18 protein-coding genes and 1 riboswitch are annotated in these 21,004 nt (G+C 62.0%); of the genes, 12 read left to right on the top strand and 6 right to left on the bottom strand.

Translation table 11 applies throughout. The features are described 5' to 3' along the window. Positions 1–21: 21 nt before the first annotated feature. Positions 22–1,083 carry a M4 family metallopeptidase gene (locus tag C4J87_RS16790; RefSeq protein ID WP_124367690.1) on the bottom strand — a complete coding sequence of 354 codons (1,062 nt, stop codon included), beginning with the start codon at positions 1,081–1,083 and terminating at the stop codon, positions 22–24. A gap of 134 nt (positions 1,084–1,217) precedes the next feature. Between C4J87_RS16790 and C4J87_RS16795 the strand changes: the two genes are divergently transcribed. The 4 genes from C4J87_RS16795 to C4J87_RS16810 all read left to right on the top strand — a co-directional run bounded on the left by C4J87_RS16795 (position 1,218) and on the right by C4J87_RS16810 (position 5,266). Further along, the gene (locus tag C4J87_RS16795) at positions 1,218–2,147 is read left to right on the top strand and encodes a DNA/RNA non-specific endonuclease (RefSeq protein ID WP_124367691.1); all 930 of its coding nucleotides are present in this window, start codon (positions 1,218–1,220) and stop codon (positions 2,145–2,147) included. A 37-nt stretch (positions 2,148–2,184) separates the two neighbouring features. Next, positions 2,185–2,379, top strand: a riboswitch (cobalamin riboswitch). Positions 2,380–2,493: 114 nt separating this feature from the next. Further along, positions 2,494–3,504 carry an ABC transporter substrate-binding protein gene (locus C4J87_RS16800; protein WP_124367692.1) on the top strand — a complete coding sequence of 337 codons (1,011 nt, stop codon included), beginning with the start codon at positions 2,494–2,496 and terminating at the stop codon, positions 3,502–3,504. Then, complete coding sequence (locus tag C4J87_RS16805) at positions 3,501–4,505, top strand: iron ABC transporter permease (protein WP_124367693.1); 1,005 nt, start codon at positions 3,501–3,503, stop codon at positions 4,503–4,505. Before C4J87_RS16800 ends, C4J87_RS16805 begins: the two co-directional genes overlap by 4 nt. Continuing rightward, positions 4,502–5,266: an ABC transporter ATP-binding protein gene (locus C4J87_RS16810; protein ID WP_124367694.1), complete on the top strand. Its 765-nt coding sequence runs from the start codon at positions 4,502–4,504 to the stop codon at positions 5,264–5,266. Before C4J87_RS16805 ends, C4J87_RS16810 begins: the two co-directional genes overlap by 4 nt. Here the strand turns inward: C4J87_RS16810 and C4J87_RS16815 are convergent. The 3 genes from C4J87_RS16815 to C4J87_RS16825 form a co-directional block, all read right to left on the bottom strand. Continuing rightward, positions 5,258–9,097, bottom strand: coding sequence for an ATP-binding protein (locus C4J87_RS16815; RefSeq protein WP_256680099.1), 3,840 nt, complete (start codon positions 9,095–9,097; stop codon positions 5,258–5,260). The two genes, C4J87_RS16810 and C4J87_RS16815, sit on opposite strands and share 9 nt — an antisense overlap. Before the next feature lie 93 nt (positions 9,098–9,190). Then, the gene (locus tag C4J87_RS16820; RefSeq protein WP_124367696.1) at positions 9,191–10,156 is read right to left on the bottom strand and encodes an alpha/beta hydrolase fold domain-containing protein; all 966 of its coding nucleotides are present in this window, start codon (positions 10,154–10,156) and stop codon (positions 9,191–9,193) included. Further along, positions 10,156–10,596, bottom strand: coding sequence for a TspO/MBR family protein (locus tag C4J87_RS16825; protein ID WP_124363626.1), 441 nt, complete (start codon positions 10,594–10,596; stop codon positions 10,156–10,158). Before C4J87_RS16825 ends, C4J87_RS16820 begins: the two co-directional genes overlap by 1 nt. A 210-nt stretch (positions 10,597–10,806) precedes the next feature. Here C4J87_RS16825 and chrA point away from each other — a divergent pair, with 210 nt between their 5' ends. Continuing rightward, on the top strand, positions 10,807–12,006 hold the full coding sequence (gene chrA / locus C4J87_RS16830; RefSeq protein WP_124367697.1) for a chromate efflux transporter: 1,200 nt from the start codon (positions 10,807–10,809) through the stop codon (positions 12,004–12,006). On the opposite strand, the gene C4J87_RS16835 is transcribed toward chrA, so the two are convergent. Together C4J87_RS16835 and C4J87_RS16840 are read right to left on the bottom strand one after the other, a co-directional pair. Next, entirely contained in the window at positions 11,995–12,567 is a 573-nt protein-coding gene (locus tag C4J87_RS16835) for a nucleotidyltransferase family protein (protein WP_124367698.1), read from the bottom strand. The genes chrA and C4J87_RS16835 overlap by 12 nt on opposite strands. A 380-nt stretch (positions 12,568–12,947) precedes the next feature. Further along, positions 12,948–13,403 (bottom strand): helix-turn-helix domain-containing protein, encoded by a 456-nt coding sequence (locus C4J87_RS16840; RefSeq protein WP_124367699.1) that lies wholly within the window; start codon positions 13,401–13,403, stop codon positions 12,948–12,950. Between the two features lie 150 nt (positions 13,404–13,553). On the opposite strand from C4J87_RS16840, the gene C4J87_RS16845 reads away from it, so the two are divergent. From C4J87_RS16845 to C4J87_RS16875, 7 genes are all read left to right on the top strand, one after another. Then, positions 13,554–14,810, top strand: coding sequence for an MFS transporter (locus C4J87_RS16845; RefSeq protein WP_124367700.1), 1,257 nt, complete (start codon positions 13,554–13,556; stop codon positions 14,808–14,810). 96 nt (positions 14,811–14,906) lie between these two features. Continuing rightward, entirely contained in the window at positions 14,907–15,203 is a 297-nt protein-coding gene (locus tag C4J87_RS16850) for a 2Fe-2S iron-sulfur cluster-binding protein (protein ID WP_092397249.1), read from the top strand. A 66-nt stretch (positions 15,204–15,269) separates the two neighbouring features. After that, positions 15,270–16,022: a hypothetical protein gene (locus tag C4J87_RS16855; protein WP_124367701.1), complete on the top strand. Its 753-nt coding sequence runs from the start codon at positions 15,270–15,272 to the stop codon at positions 16,020–16,022. A 15-nt stretch (positions 16,023–16,037) separates the two neighbouring features. After that, entirely contained in the window at positions 16,038–17,378 is a 1,341-nt protein-coding gene (locus C4J87_RS16860) for an acetyl-CoA carboxylase biotin carboxylase subunit family protein (RefSeq protein WP_124367702.1), read from the top strand. A gap of 72 nt (positions 17,379–17,450) precedes the next feature. Next, complete coding sequence (locus C4J87_RS16865) at positions 17,451–18,782, top strand: acetyl-CoA carboxylase biotin carboxylase subunit family protein (RefSeq protein WP_124367703.1); 1,332 nt, start codon at positions 17,451–17,453, stop codon at positions 18,780–18,782. A 31-nt stretch (positions 18,783–18,813) separates the two neighbouring features. Next, positions 18,814–20,043, top strand: coding sequence for an acetyl-CoA carboxylase biotin carboxylase subunit family protein (locus C4J87_RS16870; RefSeq protein ID WP_124367704.1), 1,230 nt, complete (start codon positions 18,814–18,816; stop codon positions 20,041–20,043). Positions 20,044–20,074: 31 nt separating this feature from the next. Next, entirely contained in the window at positions 20,075–20,971 is an 897-nt protein-coding gene (locus tag C4J87_RS16875; protein WP_124367705.1) for an EamA family transporter, read from the top strand. The last annotated feature ends 33 nt before the right edge of the window (positions 20,972–21,004 follow it).

Genomic DNA, 21,004 nt, shown 5'->3' on the forward strand with positions numbered 1-21,004 from the left:
CCTCTCCGCCCTGGCGGATTGTCAGACGTTAATGCCCACTGCTTTCCAACCTTCCTTGACGGCCTTCTGCTCATCCTTGTTCGCGCCGTAGAGACGCCCGGCCACATCGTAAGTGATACGTGCAAAACGCAGAAACCCCGAGTTGGGTCGCAACCGCGCGTCGCGCAACGCGTCGTACCAGATGCGCCCGGCACGCTCCCAGGCAAAGCCGCCGATGCGGGTGGCAACCTGATAAAACGCGTGGTTGGGGATGCCGGAGTTGATATGCACGCCGCCGTTGTCGTCGTAGGTGTGCACAAAATCATCCATGTGCCCCGGCTGCGGGTCCTTGCCCAGCAATTTGTCGTCAAACGCGGTGCCGGGCGCCTTCATCGAGCGCAGGGCGGTGCCTTTGATTTTTTTGGTGAACAGCCCCTTGCCGATCAGCCAATCGGCGTCTTCGGCCGTCTGTTGCAGCGCGTATTGCTTGATCAATGAACCGAACACGTCCGACAGCGACTCGTTCAACGCACCGGACTGGTTGAAGTACATCAGTTTGGCTTCATCTTCGGTGACCCCGTGGGCCAATTCATGGCCGATCACGTCGAGTGCCACGGTGAAGCGGTTGAACAGCTGCTGGTCGCCATCGCCAAAGACCATCTGGGTCGAATTCCAGAACGCATTGTTGTAGTCCTGGCCGAAGTGCACGGTGGCATCCAGCGCCATGCCGGCATCGTCGATGGAATTGCGGTCGAAGACCTGCTCGAAAAAGTCGAAGGTCGCGCCCAGGCCATCGTAGGCCTCGTCCACCGCCGCATCACCGCTGGCGGGTTGCCCTTCGCTGCGGATCAACTTGCCCGGCAGGCTGTCGGTGTTGTCGGCGCTGTAGATCGAGCGCTGTTTCTCGGCACCCGCCACCAGCGCCATGCGGGCGGGGCCTCTGGCGGGTACGGCGACCATGCGCAACGAGCGGAACGTGCTGTCCTTGGCGCGCGTGCGCAGCGCCACCTCGCGTTGGGCTTTATCGCCGTGGCGTGCAATCTGGTCGAGCATGTACGGCGGGATCAGGCAGAAAATCGGGTTACGCGATTGGCGAACACACATAAGCTGGCTCCTTTTTGGCGTGTGGTGAACGGCCGGTTAACGACTTCAGGATAGACCGGAGTCTGCCGCCTGGGCCAAATTGTCATGAAATCATGTTGCAGTCGTGTTTATCCGATCCGCATAAGGAATACCCCATGCCCGCACGTAACGTCAAAATCGACCTGGCCTACCGCCCAAGGCTCGCCGACCTTCGCCCCTTGATCACGCCTACGCCCTCCCTGCTGGAAGCCAGGGCCGCAGCGCCACGCGTCACCGCGGCCAAGGACCTGCAAGACCGGCGCGGCTACGCCGAGGATTTTCTCGGCAGCTTCGCGGTGTCCTGGCCCACGCTGGACCCGGCCCAGGCCAGCGACGCCCAGCCCGGGCGCCTGGACTACATGCACTTTTCCATCAGCATGTCGCGTTCCCGACGGTTGGCGCTGTATGTCGGTGTCAACATCGACGGCGCCAAGCACGTGGATATCGTGCGCAGCAACGACACCTGGGCCTACGATGGCCGCCTGCCCCTCGAGGCCCAGGTGGGCGAAGACCTCTACGCCGGCAACGGCCTTGACCGTGGCCACCTGGTGCGGCGCCAGGACCCCAACTGGGGCGACGACGCAAACACCGCCAACGGCGACACCTTCCATTTCACCAACTGCTCGCCGCAGATGAGCGGCTTCAACCAGAAGACCTGGCTGGAACTGGAGGACTACATTCTCGACAACACCCAGCGCTGGAAAGCCCGCGCCAGCGTATTTACCGGCCCGGTATTCGCCGACGACGACCGCCTGTACCGGGGCGTGAAAATCCCCAAGGCGTTCTGGAAAGTCGTGGCCTACCTTGGCGACGACGGCAAGCCTTCCGCCAGCGCCTATATGATCGACCAGAGCCGCGAGCTGGGCCAATTGGACCTGGTGTTCGGCCCGCTCAGAACCTACCAACGCAGTGTGATCCAGATCGAGCAATTGACCGGCATCCGCTTCGGCAACCTGGCCGACTACGACGGCTTCAGCAACGAAGAGCGCGCCACGGGAACGCGGATCGAAGCGCTGATCCGGGGGCCTGGGGACATTCGCCTGTGACCGGCGTCACTTCCACCTCCCTCTCGTGGGCCGAATCAACTACCATAGCGCCGCCGGTTCCCCCACGGGACTAATAGGGAATTCGAAACGCCGCCCGCGACGTCAATCGAAACTGCCCCCGCAACTGTAGGTGCCGAGCCTGCTCCCCACTGCCACTGGACGTTGTCCGGGAAGGCCGGAGCCGGGCGATGACGCATCAGTCAGGAGACCTGCCGGCCCAGTGACTCACTAACCGGCGGGGTGTCCGGGAAGGCCATCCTTGCCCTGCCCGGCCGGCAGCGTTCGTGGGTGTATTTCCGTACCGTACCTGCCCTGCTTCACCGACGGTTCAAACGGAGATTGCCCCATGCTGCCACGCGTTACGGCCCTGATCATCGGCCTGGGTTGCTGCGCCCTGGCCCACGCCGCGCCTACCCACTACCCGCTGACCCTGGAAAACTGCGGCAGCCCCGTCACGTTCCAGCAGGCGCCCGCGCGTAGCGTGACCATCGGCCAGGCCGCCACCGAGATGCTGTATGCGTTGGGCGTGGGCGACAAAGTGGTCGGCACTTCGCTGTGGTTCAACGATGTATTGGCGCAGTACAAGGCACAGAACGACCACATCGAGCGCCTGGCCAATAACGAACCGAGCTTCGAAGCAGTGATCGCCAAGCGCCCGCAACTGGTGGCCGCCGAGCTGGAATGGGTGGTCGGGCCCCAAGGCGTGGTGGGCACCCGCGAGCAGTTTCAGGAACTGAACATCCCGACCTACTTGCTGCCCTCCGACTGCGAAGACAAAGACAACCGGGTGGGCGCCGATGGCACGCGACTGCAGCCGTTTCGCATCGAGACGATCTACAAGAGCCTCAGCCAATTGGCCGAGATCTTCGACGTACAGCCGCGCGGCCAGCAACTGACCGATGAACTCAAGGCGCGCCTGGCCACGTCCATCGCCACCGTGCAGCGCAAAGGCTTGAAGCAAGCCAGCGCGCTGGTGTGGTTCTCCAGCGCCGAAATGGCCAGCGACCCCTACGTGGCCGGCCATAAAGGTGTACCCGAATTCATGCTGCACACCCTCGGCCTGCGCAACGTGGTGCAGTCCGATGAAGAATGGCCCGCCGTCGGCTGGGAAACCCTCGCCAAGGCCAACCCCACCTTCCTGGTGATCGCACGCATGGACCGACGCCGCTATCCCGCCGACGACCATGAAAAGAAGCTGGCCTTCCTGCGCAGCGACCCCGTGACCCGCAACATGGACGCGGTGAAACACAACCGCATCATCATCCTCGACGCCCTGGCGCTGCAGGCCAGCCTGCGCACATTCGACGGCCTTGACCAACTGGCTGCGGCCATCGACGGCTACGACCTGGCGCAATGATACGGACCCTGCTTGCCCTCACACTGCTGCTGATCGCCCTGCTCGCCGGCGTGGCCATCGGCGAAACTGCCATCTCGCCGCAGGTGGTGCTCCAGGTGCTCGCCAACAAACTCTGGGCGGCCGGCTACGCACTCGACCCCATCGATGAAGGCGTGGTGTGGAACTACCGCCTGACCCGCGCCCTGGTGGCCGGCGCCTGCGGTGCGGGCCTGGCGACGTGCGGGGTGATCCTGCAATCGTTGCTGCGCAACCCGTTGGCCGATCCGTACCTGTTGGGCATCAGCGCCGGCGCTTCGACCGGTGCGGTGCTGATCGCGTTGATCGGGGTGGGCGGCGGTTTGATTTCGCTGTCGGCGGGCGCATTCGTCGGCGCCATGGCCGCGTTCGCCCTGGTGATTCTGCTGGCGCGGGCCAGTGGCTCGTCCAGCGGCACCGGGCAGATCATCCTCGCGGGCATCGCCGGCTCGCAGCTGTTCAATGCGCTCACCGCGTTCCTGATCACCAAATCCGCCAGCTCCGAACAGGCGCGGGGCATCATGTTCTGGCTGCTCGGCAACCTCAGCGGCGTGCGTTGGCCGTCGGTGTGGCTGGCGGTGCCGGTGGCGGTCGTGGGGCTGGTGGTGTGCCTGTGGCACCGTCGCGCACTGGATGCGTTTACCTTCGGCACGGATTCGGCGGCCGCCCTCGGCATTCCGGTGCGGCGCGTGCAATTCGTGCTGGTGGGCTGCGCGGCGGTGGTGACGGCGGTGATGGTGTCGATTGTCGGCTCCATCGGATTTGTCGGGCTGGTGATCCCCCATGCTGCACGCTTGATACTCGGCACCGGGCACTCCCGTCTGCTGCCCGCGAGTGCTCTGGGCGGCGCGTTGTTCCTGATCGCCGCCGATGTGCTGTCGCGCACCCTGATCAAAGGCCAGGTGATTCCGGTGGGGGTGGTCACCGCACTGGTCGGCGCGCCGGTGTTTGCGCTGATCCTGATCGGTCGGAGGAATGCGCGATGAGTGTGTTGAGCTGCAGTGGGCTCGGCTTCAAGGTGCGCGAGGCCGAGTTGCTGTGCGACGTCCACCTTGAGGTTGCGGCGGGTGAAACCCTGGGTATCGTCGGGCCGAACGGGTCGGGCAAATCGACCTTGCTCAAGTTGCTCGCGGGGTTGCGTACGCCGGCCAGCGGTGAGGTGCGCCTGGGCGACAAGCGTTTAGGCGACTTGTCGCGCCGCGCCATCGCGCAGCACGTGGCCGTGGTGGAACAACAGGCCGATACCGACGACGCCATCCGCGTGTTCGATGCGGTCGCCCTAGGCCGCACGCCGTGGCTGTCGGCGCTGAGCCCGTGGTCGGGCGAAGATGACACCATCGTGCGCCAGGCCTTGCACGACGTGGACGCCACACACCTGAGCCATCGCGCCTGGCGCAGCCTCTCCGGCGGCGAACGCCAACGCGTGCATATCGCCCGCGCACTGGCGCAGCGCCCGCAGATTCTGCTGCTGGACGAGCCGACCAACCACTTGGACATCCAGCACCAACTGACGATTCTCAAAGGCGTGCAGGCGCTTCCGGTCACCACCTTGATTGCCCTGCACGACCTCAACCAGGCGCTGACCTGTGATCGCTTGGCCGTGCTCGATCGGGGCCGGCTGGTGGCGCTGGGTAAACCGCTGGAGGTACTGACTCCCCAACGGTTGCAGGCCACCTTCGGTGTGCAGGCGCATTACCTGACCGACCCGTTCGACGGCGCGCAGATTCTACGCTTGCGCTCAGCCTGAGCCCGCTGGTGTCGAACAGGCCCTGCGCAGGATCAGCAACAGTTGATGAATGGAATACGGCTTGTGCAGCAGGTCGAAACCGTGGGTGCCTTGTTGCGCCAGCACATGGCTGTAGCCACTGGTGAGCACGATGGGCAAGGCGGGCCACAGCCGTTGGATTTCCTTGGCCAGCTCAAGCCCGTTCATGCCGGGCATCATCACATCGGAAAACACCACGTCGAACGCGTCGGCCTCATCGGACAACAATTTGAGGGCCTGCTCGGCATTCATCGCCCAGGTCGCCTGAAAGCCCAGTTCCTCCAGGGCCTGGGTGGCAAAGGTACCCACTTCGACGTTGTCTTCCACCACCAGCACATGGGTGCCACGGCCCTCGGTCATCGGCGCCGCCTCGAGCTCCACCTCGGGTTCCCGCGGCCGCGCAATGACTTTGGGCAGGTACAACGTGAACGTCGAACCTCGACCGAATTCGGTGCTGACCCGCACTTCGCCGCCCGACTGTTTGGCAAAGCCGAACACTTGGCTAAGGCCAAGCCCGGTGCCCTGCCCGACGTTCTTGGTGGTGAAAAACGGCTCGAATATGCGCTCCAGATGTTCAGGGCGTATGCCGCCGCCGGTGTCGCTCACCGTTATCGCCACAAACGCCCCCGGCACCGCAGGCTGGCCGCGCAGGGCCGGGAGTGTGTCGACCGAGGCTACCGCGACGGTCAGGGTACCCACGCCCTTCATCGCATCACGGGCATTGACCACCACGTTGACCAGCGCCGAATCGAACTGGCTGGAGTCGGCATAGACGAAACAATCGTAGGGCGCAAGCTCAGTGATGACGCGGATATGGGCACCACACAGCGATTCGATCATTTCCACCAGCGAGGTCACGCTGTGGCTGACGTCGAACGCCTGCGGCTTCAAGGCCTGGCGACGGGCGAACGCGAGTAACTGCCCGGTGAGACGCGCCGCTCGGTTGACCGTGTCGGAAATCGCCGCCAGGTAACGGCTGCGCCGCGCTTCGGGCAGCTCCGGACGCTCCAGCAGGTCGAGCGAAGAGCGAATCACCGTCAATAGGTTATTGAAGTCGTGGGCCACGCCGCCGGTGAGTTGGCCCAGGGCTTCGAGTTTTTGCGCCTGGCGCAGTTGTTCTTCGGCCTTGCTGCGCTCTTCCATGGCCTCGGTGATGCGCTGTTCGAGGGTTTCATTGAGGGCCTGCATGCCCAGCTCGACCCGTTTCTGGTCGGTGATGTCCTGCACCAGGCCGAACATTTTCAGGGTGCGCCCGTGGGCATCGAGTTGCGGCATGCTGCGCACCAGGATCCAGCGCACCTGCTGGTCATCGACGCGGCGGATGCGGCACTGGAAATCCCAACTGCTGCCCTGGGCCACCGCGCGCGTGAACGCCGCCTCGACCGCGTCGCGGTCTGCGGGCAGCACATGTTCCAGGAAGGTCTGCATGCCCCAGTGCGGCACCCGCTCGTGGTAACCGAAAATCTGGTCGTGTCGCTCGGCGCGCACCGAGCTGTCGGCGACGATATCCAGTTCCCATTCGCCGATCTGCCCGGCGTCAATCGCCAGGCGCAGCCGCGCTTCGCTTTCACGCAATGTCGCCACGCGGCGGTTGCGGGCGCGCTCCAGATGCGAGGTGACACGGGAGACCAGCTCGCGCGCCGAAAACGGTTTGATCAGGTAGTCATCGGCGCCGGCGGCCAGGCCCTCGGCGCGGGCTTCTTCACCCGCACGGGCCGACAGCAGAATCACCGGCGTCGCCTGCAAGCGCGGGTCTTCACGCACGGCGCGCAATAGGCCAAAGCCATCGAGGACCGGCATCATCACATCGGTAAGGATCAGTTGCGGCGGGTTTTCGCGGGCCGCCTGCAGCGCGGCCTGCCCATCGGTCACGGTTTCCACGTCCAGGCCGGCGGCGTACAGCAAGCGCGCGACGTAAGCGCGCATATCGGCATTATCGTCCGCCAGCAGCACGTGGCCCTGGAAGGACTCGGCCTCAGGCTCAGGGTGTGTGTGGGCCTCGTCAACCAGCGCCGACGCATCCGGCAACCAGCCAAGCGCCTCCTCCACGTAGGCACTCACATTGGTGGTAGAACCGTACTGCAACGCCTCGGTATGCAGCGGCTTGGGGACATGCCGGTTGCCCAGCGGCAGCCGGATGCTGAACGTCGTGCCGACCCCCACCTCACTGGTCACTTCCAGTGTGCCGCCTTGCAGCCTGACCAGTTCATCCACCAGCGCCAGGCCGATCCCCGAGCCTTCGAACGAGCGGCCGACGGGGTTTTCGATCTGGTGGAAGCGCTCGAACAAACGCGGCAGCTCATGGGCCGCGATGCCGGTGCCGGTGTCACTCACGCGCACCTGGGCAGCGCTGCCATCGGCGGTGGGCGCAACGCTGACGCGGATGTGCCCGGCCAGGGTGAATTTGAAGGCGTTGGAGATCAGGTTCAGCACCACCTTTTCCCACATGTCGCGGTCGACGTAGGCCGCCTCGGGCAAAGGTGTGGTGTCGATGAGCAACGCCAGGCCGGCGCGCTCGCAGGCCGATCGGAAGTTGGAGGCCAGGTCAGCGGTGAGTGCCGGCAGGTCCACCGGCGCATAGGTCGCCTGGGCGCGGCCGGCCTCAATGCGGGAAAACTCCAGCAGTGAGTTGACCAGCTTGAGCAGGCGCTGGCCGTTGCGATAAGCCAGCGTGACACGCTCACGCTCATCCTCGGGGAGCGTATCGCCCAAGGCCAGCGACTCTTCCAGCGGCCCGAGCATCAAGGTCAGGGGCGTGCGAAATTCATGGCTGATGTTGGTGAAAAAGGTGGTCTTGGCCTGGTCGATCGCCGCCAGGGCGTCGGCACGCTGACGCTCATACTCGCGCGCACGTACGGTGGCCAGTGCCGCCGAGAGCGCTGCCCCCAGCAGTTCGTAGAGCCCTCGGTAAATATCGTTCATCGGCAAGCGGGGTGACGCGCCGGCCACCAGAATCAACGGGGTCTGTGCGTCGTCCGGTACCACCAGCGGCAACACAAAGGCGGTCTGGGACGGCTCCGGATAGGGCCCGCAGGCCACGCCGGCAAACAGCGCCTCGATGTTGTCCACCTGCAGCGTGCGCTTTTGCTCGCACGCGGCGCCCAACGGCCAGGGCGTGGTGTCGGCCGCGTCGATCCAGGCCGGTGATGCGGCGGTGTTGGCGGCGATACCGCTGTGTTGTGCCAGGCGGTAACCCTTGCCTTGGGCGTCCCACTCATAAAACAGCAGGAACGGAATATCGAAGTTGAACCCCGCCAGCGTCTGCACCGTCAACGCGATCAGTTTGGGCAAGTCATCGGCAACCGCCAACTGCCCGGTCAGATCGCGCAACGCACGGGTGCGCCGCTCGGCGAGGATGGTCACCGTGGTTTCCGTCACCGGGTGAAACAGCCCGCCGATGCCGCCGGTTTCATCACGAATGGGCGAAATGGAAAAGGTGAAGAAAGTCTCTTCCAGGTAACCATTGCGCGTGAGGAACATGCGCTGGTTTTCCAGAAAACTGGTTTGCCCCTCCAGCGCCTCGGTGAAGGGCCCGCCAATGGCCGGCCACGCACTGGCCCAGGTCACGTGGTAACCCTCGCCCAAAGCGCGTGGATGCGACTCGCCGCACAGCACCTTGTAGCCGTCGTTATAGATCTGGGTGTTCTCGGGGCCCCAGATGATATTGATCGGGAAATTGGACGCCAGGCACAGGCTGACGGTGGTGCGCAGGCTCTGGGGCCAGGATTCGATCGGCCCCAGCGGGGTTGCCGACCAATCTTTTGACTGGATCAGGGAGGCCAGTTCGCCACCGCCCGACAAGAAGGAATGCATAATCACGGGTTTGGACCACCAACAGATTTAGGCGATTGCAAAGGCATGTATCTGTCACTGTGACCACCGCCGAATAAAAACCTCCCATTGAACTCATTCAGGGCCAGGGTCGACGGCGTCGCATGGCGTCGAGAGTTGCGGGGTGTGCAGACGCGCCGTTATCCAGCCACGGCTGTACACCAACACCCTGTCTGCCATCGCCACGGGAAAATGAATGAACCCATGGGCCGACTCCGGCAACAGATGCGCCTCCACCTGACTCCAGCGCTCGGCGATCAGCAGCGTGTCGTCCTTGAGCGGGTCCAGTTCGCCCACGAACATCAACGCTGGCGGCATGCCGGCGAAGTCGCCATACAAGGGTGACAAGGGCGGCTGTCGACGCTCGTCATCGGTGATCCCCGGCGTGAGCAAGCGCAGCGCCGTGACCATCCCCGGCCCATCGAGCAACAGCGTTTGCGGCCCGGCGTTGCGCACACTCGGCGTGCCGGTCAAGTCATACACCCCGTAGTACAACACCGCGCCATGGACACGCTGGAGCAGCAGCGGCCATTGCTTCAACGCCAGCAACGTCGCCGCCGCCAGGTGCCCGCCGGCCGATTCGCCGACAAAAAACACCGGCAGGCCGGCAAACTCCGCACAGTCCGCCAACAGCCAGCGCGCAGCGGCCAGGCAGTCTTCCAGCAGCCCTTCCACCGGCGTGTTGACCGCCAGCCGATAGTCCACCGACACCACCGCCACGTCGCACGCGCGCACCATGCCGAGGTTGAGGTCGTCATTCATCTGCGCATTGCCGATCACCCAGCCGCCGCCGTGGATATCCAGCACCACGCCTTTGGGCGCACCGGCGGGCCGCAGGATACGCACGGGCACGGCGCCGATGAGCCGGATTTCCACCACAGGCGGTTTCTGGAACCTTTGCCGGGTGCGCAGCAGTGCCTGGATCACACGCGGCGTGACGCGGTTGCGGATCTTGAAGCGCGGCAACCACGCAAGCGTGCGATTGAAGCGGCGCATCTGGGCCAGTTCGGTCTCGCTGGCGGGCCAGTGTTGGTAAGCCATCAACGGTTATTCCGCAGGATCGAGAAGTTCAACGCCGCCGCCACGCACAGCCAGGCCAGGTACGGAAACAGGATCAGGCCGGTAATCAGGTCCAGGCGCACTGCCAGCACCACCATCGCCGCCACGGTCAGCCACAGCAGCACAATGATCACCATCCCGGCGAGCAAGCGATGCGCGCCGAAGAACACCGGCGTCCACAGCGTATTCAACGCAATCTGCGCGGCCCACAACGCCAACACCATCTCGCTGCCTGGGATCAGGCTCAAGCGGTAACCGGCCCAGGCCAGCAGCAGGTAGATAATCGTCCATGCCACCGGGAACAACCAGTTGGGCGGAGTGAAGCTGGGCTTGACCAGGGACTCGTACCAGGCGCCGGGTTTGAAAATCACACCGGTACTGGCGGCGGCGGCGCAGGCGAGCAGGAAGATGAAGAAGGTCATGGTCGGTCCTTGAGGTTAAAGGGTGGAAGGCAAGGCTATGCTTTAAGTGACTCAGCTTTAAATGACTCAAATCGGCGCCGATAAATTCAATGTGCACGGCAAAAATGACAGGCAGGCCGTCTCTTCTGCGCGTCATGAAAAATCGGTAAAGTGCCCCACCAGCCCACGTCGATTTGCCGGGTTCTTCACACGCCACCCGAGAGCCTCACCTTGCCCGCACCCCTTGCCGATCACCGCAGCAGCCTTGGGTCAGTGTTCCTGATCTTCCTGCGCCTGGGCCTGACCTCCTTCGGCGGGCCGATTGCGCATCTGGGTTATTTTCGCGAGGAATTCGTCACCCGCAGACGCTGGCTCAGTGAACACAGCTATGCCGAACTGGTCGCCCTGTGCCAGTTCCTGCCCGGCCCGGCCAGCAGTCAGGTCGGCATCGCGTTGGGCCTGTCACGCGCAGGTTACGCGGGTGCCGCGGCGGCCTGGGCCGGGTTCACCTTGCCGTCGGCCATCGCGCTGATTCTGTTTGCCCTGGGCCTTTCTCACTATGGCAGCGCCCTGCCCGCCGGCGCACTGCATGGCCTCAAGGTTGTCGCCGTGGCGGTGGTGGCCCAAGCCGTGTGGGGCATGGCGCGCACCCTGTGTCGGGGCTGGGTGCGGATAATATTGATGCTGAGCGCCGCCGGTTGGGTACTGCTGCAATCGTCTGCCTGGAGCCCGGTGGCAGTGATCGTCGTGGCTGGGGTGGTCGGCCTGCTGCTGTTCAAGCCCGCGCCCCGTGCCGAGCCCGACGCACTGCCCATCGCCATCAGCCGCCGTGCCGCAACGCTGTGGCTGGCGCTGTTCCTGCTGTTGCTGGTGGGCTTGCCGCTGCTTGCCGACTGGGCGAGCGATCCCACGCTGGCGCTGGTGGACGCCTTCTACCGCACCGGCTCACTGGTGTTTGGCGGCGGCCACGTGGTACTGCCGTTGCTGCAAGCCCAGGTAGTTCCCAGCCAATGGGTGAGCAACGACATTTTCCTCGCCGGCTACGGCGCCGCCCAAGCCGTGCCCGGCCCGCTGTTCACCTTCGCAGCCTTTCTCGGCGCCTCGATGACCCACGCCCCTACCGGCTGGCTGGGCGGCCTGATCGGCTTGCTGGCGATCTTCGCGCCGTCATTTTTGCTGATCTTCGGCGCGCTGCCCTTCTGGGCCAGCCTGCGCCATAGCCCCCGCACCCAGGCCGCGCTGGCCGGTGTGAACGCGGCGGTGGTGGGTTTGTTACTGGCGGCGTTGTACCGACCGGTATGGACCAGCGCGATTTTCAGCGTTTACGACCTGGCCCTGGCAGTGCTCGCCTTGGCGGCACTGATGCTGATGAAATTGCCGCCGTGGCTGGTAGTGATCGGGTGCAGTCTGCTCGGCGCTTTATTCGGCTGACCCCGGCGGCACAATCCTGAGCCAAGGCCAGCGTTCCTGATAACTCCTGGCCTTGCGCAAAAACAGCTCGGGCTCGGCATGCACCGGATTAATGCGCAGCACGCCCTGTTCCACATCCGCCAAGCCATACGGCGCATGCACCTCGCCCGTGGCAATGTCCAAGGCAATGCACGTTCCCGCCACCAGGTAACGGTCCACCCCTTGCCTGGCCGAGTGCAACTGAGGGTACGGCCGGCCAAAGCGCTGCCCATACCAGAGATGAACCCGCGCCTGGTTCTTCACCTCCACATTAACCCCCAGGTCCCGGAACAACGACTCGGCCCTGCGGATCACCGCATCCTCAGCCTCGTAGGACACATCCTGGTCGAAGTAAAAAACGTCATAGTCCTTCACCCCCGCATCAACCGGCCGATTCGCCTGATGATTCCACACCGCCTGGAACAGACAGCCCGCCGTGAGCATGCACTGCTCCACCCCGAGCGACGGCAAACGCGCGGTGATTTCAGCGTTGACGGGGTTGGCCATGGCGAGTTTGAGCAAGGTGTCGACGGTCAAGGTCATGGGAATTCCTGGGTGATCAGCTCCAAGCGCCTCGACTCTACCGCAGATCAGCCGCACCAGCGATGACTCCCCCGTATGATGGGCGCCGTACACTCACAAACACCGGAGCCCCCTAAGCCGCTGACCAAACGCGCTGGCTGATCAGACGCAACGCAAAAACCCGATTATTCGCCGAGTCGTTGCAGACCCTGTGAAGTGGGATCAGACCACCACAAAATATCCGTTGACTGCAGCGCCTACCCCCCATAGACCGTGCGCGGGCCTGCGTCTGCACGAGCTGAGCATCAAGGCGTTTGCACCCTCGGCCTGAGGGCTGCCGTCGCGGTCGCCATAGATGCAGAGCATCGCGATGCCTTGTCGACCAGTCGTTCCGACTCGCCTCAACCCCAGTGCTTGACGACCCGCCGATGACAATCGGCCGGGGTCAACACCTTGCCCGCCCTGGAACGTACGGCGATGGTTTCTACCGGCTCCGACAATTCATTGTCGAGCAGCACCGAGTAGCTCTCCCCTTTTTTGAACAAGTAGCGCTCCCCCCACTGGCGCATGCTGATGACGATGGGAAACACGGCGCGCCCCATCTCAGTCAGTACATATTCTTTGTAGGCACTGCCGTCGGATGCCGGCTGGATGGTGAATACGCCCAACTCGACGAGCATTTTAAGCTTGACCGTGAGGATGTTCTTGGCGAGCCCAAGACGTTTCTGAAATTCACTGAAGCGCCGAACGTCGTCAAACGCGTCGCGGATGATCATTAATACCCAGCGATCTCCGATTGCTTCGAGCGTGCGGGCGACCGGGCATTCGCTCTGCGCCAGTAATTGCTGTCTGGCCATGGGTCTCCTGGAGGCGAGTCAGTAGGAAGTGAGAAAGGTTCTAACCTCAGACGAAAATGTTTTACAAATTTGGTTGCATTTAACAACCTCATCAGATAAAAATCAACGAACCAGTTTCCTTTCAAAACCACATATTCCAAGGATGGAGTGATGCCTTTCAAGTCTCATGCCCCGGTAAAGATGGACATCGAAGCCGAAAAAACCAGCGGTGGGCACATGCAAGCCCCCCAAACCCGGGACACCTCCAGGCTCAGTCGCTCTCAGACTTTTCTTTTTGCAATCACCTGCGCCATGGCTGTCGCAAACGTCTACTTCGCCCAGCCTTTGCTGGAATCGATGGCCGCCAGCCTGTCGGTTTCGCCGGGCACGATTGGTGTCGTAGTCACCGCGACACAAGCCGGTTATGCCGTCGGATTGTTGTTCATCGTTCCGCTGGGTGATTTGCTCAATCGCAAGAAACTTATCCTTACACAAATGCTGCTGTCGGCTCTGGCCCTGTGCGCAGTGGGTCTGTCGCAGGATTGGGGCATGTTGCTCGGCGCGATGGTGCTGGTGGGCCTGATGGCGGTCGTGGTGCAAGTAGTGGTCGCCTACGCCGCTTCGCTGGCGAGTCCCGAGCAGCGTGGCGAAGCGGTCGGCACTGTGACCAGTGGCGTGGTGCTGGGCATTCTGCTGGCCCGCTTCGTCTCCGGTGCAGTGGCTGACCTGGCCGGCTGGCGCGGCGTTTATTTTGTCTCGGCCGCCCTGATGATCGGCATGGCACTGGTGCTGATGCGCACCATGCCCGCCTCCACCGCGCCACCGGCGAAAGGCGGCTACTGGCAATTGCTGCGATCGGTGTTCCAGTTGTACCTGACCGAACGTACATTGCGTGTCCGGGGCACCTTCGCCCTGCTGATCTTCGCCGCATTCAGCGTGTTGTGGACGTCGATGGTACTGCCGCTCAGCGCGCCACCATTGTCGCTGTCACACACCCAGATTGGTTTGTTCGGACTTGCCGGCGTGGCCGGTGCGCTGGCAGCGGCCCGGGCCGGACGGCTCGCCGACCAAGGGCTCGGCAATCGCACCACGGGCGTCGCATTGGCGCTGTTGACCGTGTCCTGGCTGCCTACCGCGTTCGTTGAACACTCATTGTTCGCCATGGTGGTGGGCGTGGTGTTACTGGATTTCGCCGTGCAAGCCGTCCATGTCACCAATCAGAGCCTGATCTTTGCCGCACGTCCCGATGCACAAAGCCGACTGGTGGGCGCCTACATGTGTTTCTACTCGGTGGGCAGTGGTCTGGGTGCAATAGCCGCTACTTATACATATGCACACTTTGGCTGGGTCGCCGTTTGTCTATTGGGTGCCGCTATCAGCGCAGTTGCCCTGCTGTACTGGATCTACCTGGAACTGACTTCCAAATAACGTTCCTACATCAACAAACTTTTCGCGTTCGCCAGTTAACGGATGGCGTGAAACGGTGGGCCTGCCACACACACTTTAATATCAACCGAGGTCAGTATGGCGTTGCACACACTCACTATTGCGTCGCATCAACTTGAGTTTCAATTACCGGTCAACTCGCCTATTACCGATATCGAGTGGGAAGCCGGCGGCAAGAATGTGATCCCGCTGGGCTGCCGCGTCGGGGCCTGCGGCGCCTGCCTGATCAAAGTCAAATCGGGTCTTGAGGCGTTAAACCCTCGGGACGGCGATGAAGAAGCGTTTATCGAAGTATTGGGCTACACCGGCGAAGAATACCGTCTGGCGTGCCAATGCTTGATAAGAGGTGAATTAGCCATTGAAGTCATTGGCTGATAGTTGCAGTTGAAGTCGGTTCATTAATTAACGCGTTAAAAACAAACCCAATACAGAGGCTTGAATATGCTTAACCGTGTAAAGAATGTTGGCTATGGTGATCGCACTCCTTTTCTCAATGCTGCCGCGTCATTGAATCTGCGTGGGGAAATTGACCGGATTATCGATACACAAGTCGAGCAATGGTACGCAACCGTGCCTCAAGCCGCTCACCTGGAAGGTAAAGACGTCAACAGCGCGTATTACAAACGTCACTTGGTCGAAACCGCATGGCGCATCCGTCTGCTGCGCGTGGCTGAAGCAAAAGCTCTGGTCGATGTGGCCAAGGTCAGTCCGGAAGCTGCACAGATCTGGGCCCACTATGAACAGGAAGAAATGCTCCATGACGACCTGTTCATTCAGGATCTGGAACGTGTCGGCGTAAGTCGCGAAGAGTTCCTGGCCACCGAACCGTACCTGTCCACCAAGTTGCTGGCGGGCTTCTTCTCCTACCTGCTGGACCACGAAGGCCCACTGGGCGTCGTTGCCTATTCCTACTTGGTCGAGTACGTGAACGTGAAGCTCGAACCCCGCAAGCTCGAGGCCCTCAAGGCGTCGGTTGGCGAGAAAAACATCATCGGTCAGGTTTCCCACTCTCACACCGATATCAACGACGACCACCCGGGTGAAGTCTGGGCCGCACTGCGCTTCCTGATCAAAGGTGAGCAGGACATCGAAGCCCTGAAACGCTACCTGGCCGAGCATCAGAAAATTCTCGCCATGTACTTCAGCGAGCTGTACCTCGACACCCTGGCCAAGCCGCAACACAAGGCAGCTTAAGCCATGGAGCAGGCAATGAATTCAAATCGACCCGGCGTTCTGATCCTGAGCCACTGCGGCTTTTCTTTCCTGGAGGACTTGAAGGAGGAGCTGCATCGCCGCCAGCTCCGGTGTTTCGTACTGAGTTCATTGCCGCTTCCGGAACACGTGCCGGCCCGCCTGGAACAGATCCAGGGCTGGGCGGACCGGCTCTACACCGCAGACGCTCACCAGTTGAGACTGGAAGATGTGGACAGCGCACTCCATGCGCTGCGCAAGTCCGGCGAGCACGTCACCTGCTGCATCAGTGTGTGGGAAGGTTATCGACACCTGATGGCCGCAGCCAACGCCGCGCTCGGAACGTATGACATCGATGCCCGACAGGCACTGGCATTGCGCAACAAGCTTGAGGTGCGCAACCAACTGGCCGAGGCAGGATTATCGCAAGCCAATGCCTATGCATTGACTGCACCGGTGCTGGAGACCCTGCAAGCGCGGAACCAGCGCTACTTCATCAAACCGATCCACGGAATCGCTTCGTATGCGGCGTTTCCGATGCGCAAGGACACCACCTGGGAAGCGCTTGAGGAACTGCGCAAGGCTTCGGTCGAGGACACGGTGTATGCCTCGGCCTTCAACGACGGTTTGCAGTTCATGGCCGAGGATTACATTGCCGGCCAGGAATTCAGTTTCGAGATGCTGTTGGTCAATGGTCAGGCGCATGTCGTGGCCGTCCATGAAAAATACGAAGTGACCGAGACCGCTGACACGGTGCTGGAAGACAGCTGCACCACGCCGCCGGCAAGCGTTGACCAGGCGCAGATTGCGGCGGGCTTGCAGTGGCTGAAGAACGTGTTGGGCTGCATGGATCTCAAGTGGGGTTGCTACCACGTTGAAGCGCGTTTCACCGGTCAACGCTGGGACCTGATCGAGATCAATCCGCGCGTTGGCGGCAGCTTGATTTCCCACAGCGTCGAGGCAGTCACCGGCGGCCACAGCATGCTCTCACTGTGGCTGGATCTGCTTCTGGCCAGTCAGGACGACGCCCTGCCCCGCGAAGCGCTCGTGCAACGCCTGACCCAATTTGGCTGGCAGGCGGACGGCAGCAGCGCACAGACCACAGCGACTTTTTTCCGGGTTTATTTCGCCAAACCGGGAACGCTGAGTTCGGTCACCCTCAATGACCTGCCCCTGGCGCCAGTGGTGAAACACATCCTGCTCAAAGCAGGCGATGTGATTCCCGCGCATGCCCGTGAAGTGTTTTTGGGCCAGTTGCTGTGGACGTTCGACCGAGACCGTCAGGCAACGGAACTTGAGCGTCTGGCGCGTCTTTCCGCCACGGCGCTGGACATCCAGTACAACGTTGAAACCCCTTGAAATCCCGCTGAGCAAGCGCCTGGAGCAGCACTGCTGTCCATGAACAATTCCATGCATTTGAGGATGACGAACATGCCGCTGCGTGCGCCTGTATTGTTAATAGTGGACTACAACCTGAGTCGAATCGGCGATGTTCTGCACATGCGCAACTATGCGCGCCAGCAATGGGGCGCCGAAACCTGGCTGGTTCGGGACAATCCTCAGAATCATGACCTGCAGATCAGTGACCGGGTCATCGATGCCGACCCGCTGGACCCGGATTTCGTCCGCCAGGCGCTGCGTCAGCTGGGCGAGGACGCGGGCAGAATCAGTGCCGCAATGGTGTTTTCCGACAACGCAGTCGCCAGCGGTGCGGCCCTGCTCGAACAACTCGGCCTGCCGGTGGACGACGCCGAGCTGGCGCTGGGCGCCTTTGACAAACTGGCCTACCGCATCGCCGAGCAACGCGACCGTCCGTTGCTTGAGCCGCTGGGGGTCACGCTGCCGGACTTCCAACAGATCGGATGCATCAACGATGTGCGCAATTTCGCCCTGCGCCAGGAACGCGGCTTCGTCATCAAACCGGCGTGCGAGGGCAACAATCGCGGGGTGGTGGTGATCGCACCAGGGGGCGACTGCGAGCAGGCCTTCGACGAAGTGGCGCCCTACCTGGAGGGCGGTGTGTTGGCAGAAGCGTTCATCACCTTCACCCGCGAATACTCTTATGACGGCTTGGGCGATCTGTGGTTTATCACGGAAAAAGTCAGCGCCACCGGACGTTATCCCGTGGAAGTAGCGCAGATCCTGCCCGCCCGCCTCAGCGAGCCAGAGCGTCAGGCGATTCGTCAAACCGGCGAGCAGGTGAATCGTCTGGTCGGCCAGCGAATCGGTCCGTTTCACAACGAGATCAAACTTAGCGATACCGGTTACCAAACGGCCGTGATCGAGCCTAACCGTCGTCCCGGCGGCATGAAAATCTGGACGCTGGCGCACGCCGTACACGGCGTCGATCTGTATGCGGCATGGGTCGATTCGGTGTTTTGCGCGTCGGTGCCGCAGGAGCTGCCACCGGCAACCTGCAGCGCCTCCACGGTGATGTTCGGTGTACCCGAGGACATGACGCTCGACGTCGTCGAATTGGGCGACATCCGCATCCTGGTTGATGACACGCTGACGTTGGCCGCGCAGACCCTCGACGTGGCCAAGGACGATATCGCGCTGCTCGAATGCGCCTGGATCATCGGCCAGTCACGGCTGATCCATGCAACCCCCAGAGACAACAGCGACTTCGTGGCCCATGCATGCGTCGCGTTGCATGACGCGCGCATCGACATCTGCGATCTGGTGACGGTGCTGCGTGAACAGTGGCTTACGGTACTGAACCGTCACCTGGACGCTGCGCAATTGTTCAAGGTCGCGTCCTGACTTCTCTCTAATACGCTTTGAGATCCCCGGCATGAAAATCCTCATTCTTCACCGTGTCCCGTATCCGCGTATCGAGTACCACCGCGGGATTGACCATGACTTGCACGATGTCACGTACATTGGCAAACAATCGGCAATCGATACGCTCCCCGCCGACCTACGCTGCCACAGCGTGGTGCGAGCCGGTCTAAACAGCGCCTTCGATGAAACGCTGGCGTGGCTGGCCGAAAGCCCACAAACCTTTGATCGCGTCATTTCGATGTCCGAGTACGAATTACTCGACGCAGCGCGTCTGCGCGAAGTGCTGAATATCGAAGGTGCGTCGTTGCAGTCGGTGACCCTGGCGCGCAACAAGCTGGAGATGAAAGCCGCGGTTCAGGCCCGGCATCTGCGTGTACCGCGCTTCATGTCGCTGGAGCGCTATCTGTTGCTGCAAGGCCATGTGCCGTGGACTGGCGCAACCGTGCTGAAACCGCACAGCGGCGCGTCGAGCATGGACGTCAGCATTCATCAGAAACCGGCTCACGCCTTCGATGAGATCAGGCACAAGATCAGTAGTCTTGCGCTGCGCGTTGATGAGTTTCAGGTCGAAGAGTACATCAGCGGCGCGATCCGCCATTTCGACGGCCTGGTATTGAACGGTCGGGTCATCACCCTGCTGTCCAGCGAATACGTGGGCACCTGCCTGGATTACATGGAGCGCGGCCAACCGCTCGGTTCGTGGCACATCGAAACCACGGCGTCGATGCATGAGTGGGTCAGCGCGGCGCTGCAAGCGGTGCAGATTCACAATGGCGCGTTTCATCTCGAAGCGATCATGGCGGACGACGAGCCGGTGTTTCTCGAAGTCGGCAACCGGGTCGGTGGCGCGGATGTGGTCGCGACCTATGAGCTTGCCACGGGCATCCACTTGCCGTCGCTGGAGTTACGCATTCACGTAGACGGCGAACTGGACCTTTCGGCCTTCAGTCGCCAGCAGGACGACCTGGGTTTCGGCTGGTTTGTGTTCCCGGGGCACACCCATCCGGAGCGGATCTACCAGGGCCTGGACGGCGCCGAAGAGCTGCGCGCGAGTGCGCAGGTGGTGCAATGGAACGAACTTTCAGTGGGCGCACTGTTGCCCGAGCACGTGACCTATTCGGCGTTCGAAGCGCCATTGGCCGGCATCGTCAAAAGCGCTGAACCCGAGCAGACCCGGGCATGGATGCAATCGTTGTTTTCACGTGTGCGCCTGGCGCACAACCTGACCTCTGTAGCGTGACACCGACCCTCTTCCTCAAGGCAAATAATCCATGAAACCACTGCACGTAGTGTTGGCTGTATTGATAACGGCAATCTGGGGCGTGAATTTCTCGGTGATCAAACTGGGACTGGCCACTGTCGATCCGTTCATCCTGGCGGGTATCCGCTTCAGTCTCTGTGCGTTACCGGCGATATTCTTTATCCGTAAACCCGACGTGCCGTGGCGCTACATCATCGGCTATGGCCTGGTGTTCGGCATTGGTCTGTGGGGCGTGGTCAATCTGGGTATCAAGGCTGGGCTGTCGGCGGGCATCGCGTCGCTGGTGCTGCAGTTCAGCGCGTTCTTCACCATCCTGCTCGGCAGTTGGGTGTTCAAGGAAGCACTGACCCGCTTCCAGGTGCTGGGCATGTTGATCGCACTCGCGGGGCTGTTGTGCATCATCAAGATCAGTGACGGTTCGGTGAGCCTGACCGGCGTGTTGCTGGTGCTGGTGGGCGCGGCGTCCTGGAGCGTTGCGAACATCATCAACAAGAAGGCCAGGACCAAGGATGTCTTCGGCTTTCTGGTGTGGTCCAGCGCGTTTGCGCCGATTCCGCTGTTCGCCCTCGATTACGCGGTGAACGGCAGCGCCGGCTACACGGCGTTTGTCAGTCAGGTGAACACGACTACCCTGTTGTCGATCTTGTTCCAGGTCTACCCCAACACGCTGTTCGCTTACTGGATTTGGAACTCGCTGCTCAAGACCTATCCGGTCTCCACCGTGGCGCCACTGTCTCTGCTGGTGCCGATCTTCGGCATGCTCGGCTCGGTAGTGGTGTTCAACGAAAGTGTGTCGGTGAGCAAAGTATTGGCGGTGGTGCTGATCGTACTCGGGCTGGCCGTGGGCCTCTATGGTCAGCGTATTTTCAGTGCTATTTTCGCGCGTCCTGCGCGTACTTCAATTTGAATTGAAAGAGAACCGTATGAGTCTGGGAAGACG

Source organism: Pseudomonas sp. R1-43-08 (assembly GCF_003852255.1).
Lineage (GTDB): Bacteria > Pseudomonadota > Gammaproteobacteria > Pseudomonadales > Pseudomonadaceae > Aquipseudomonas.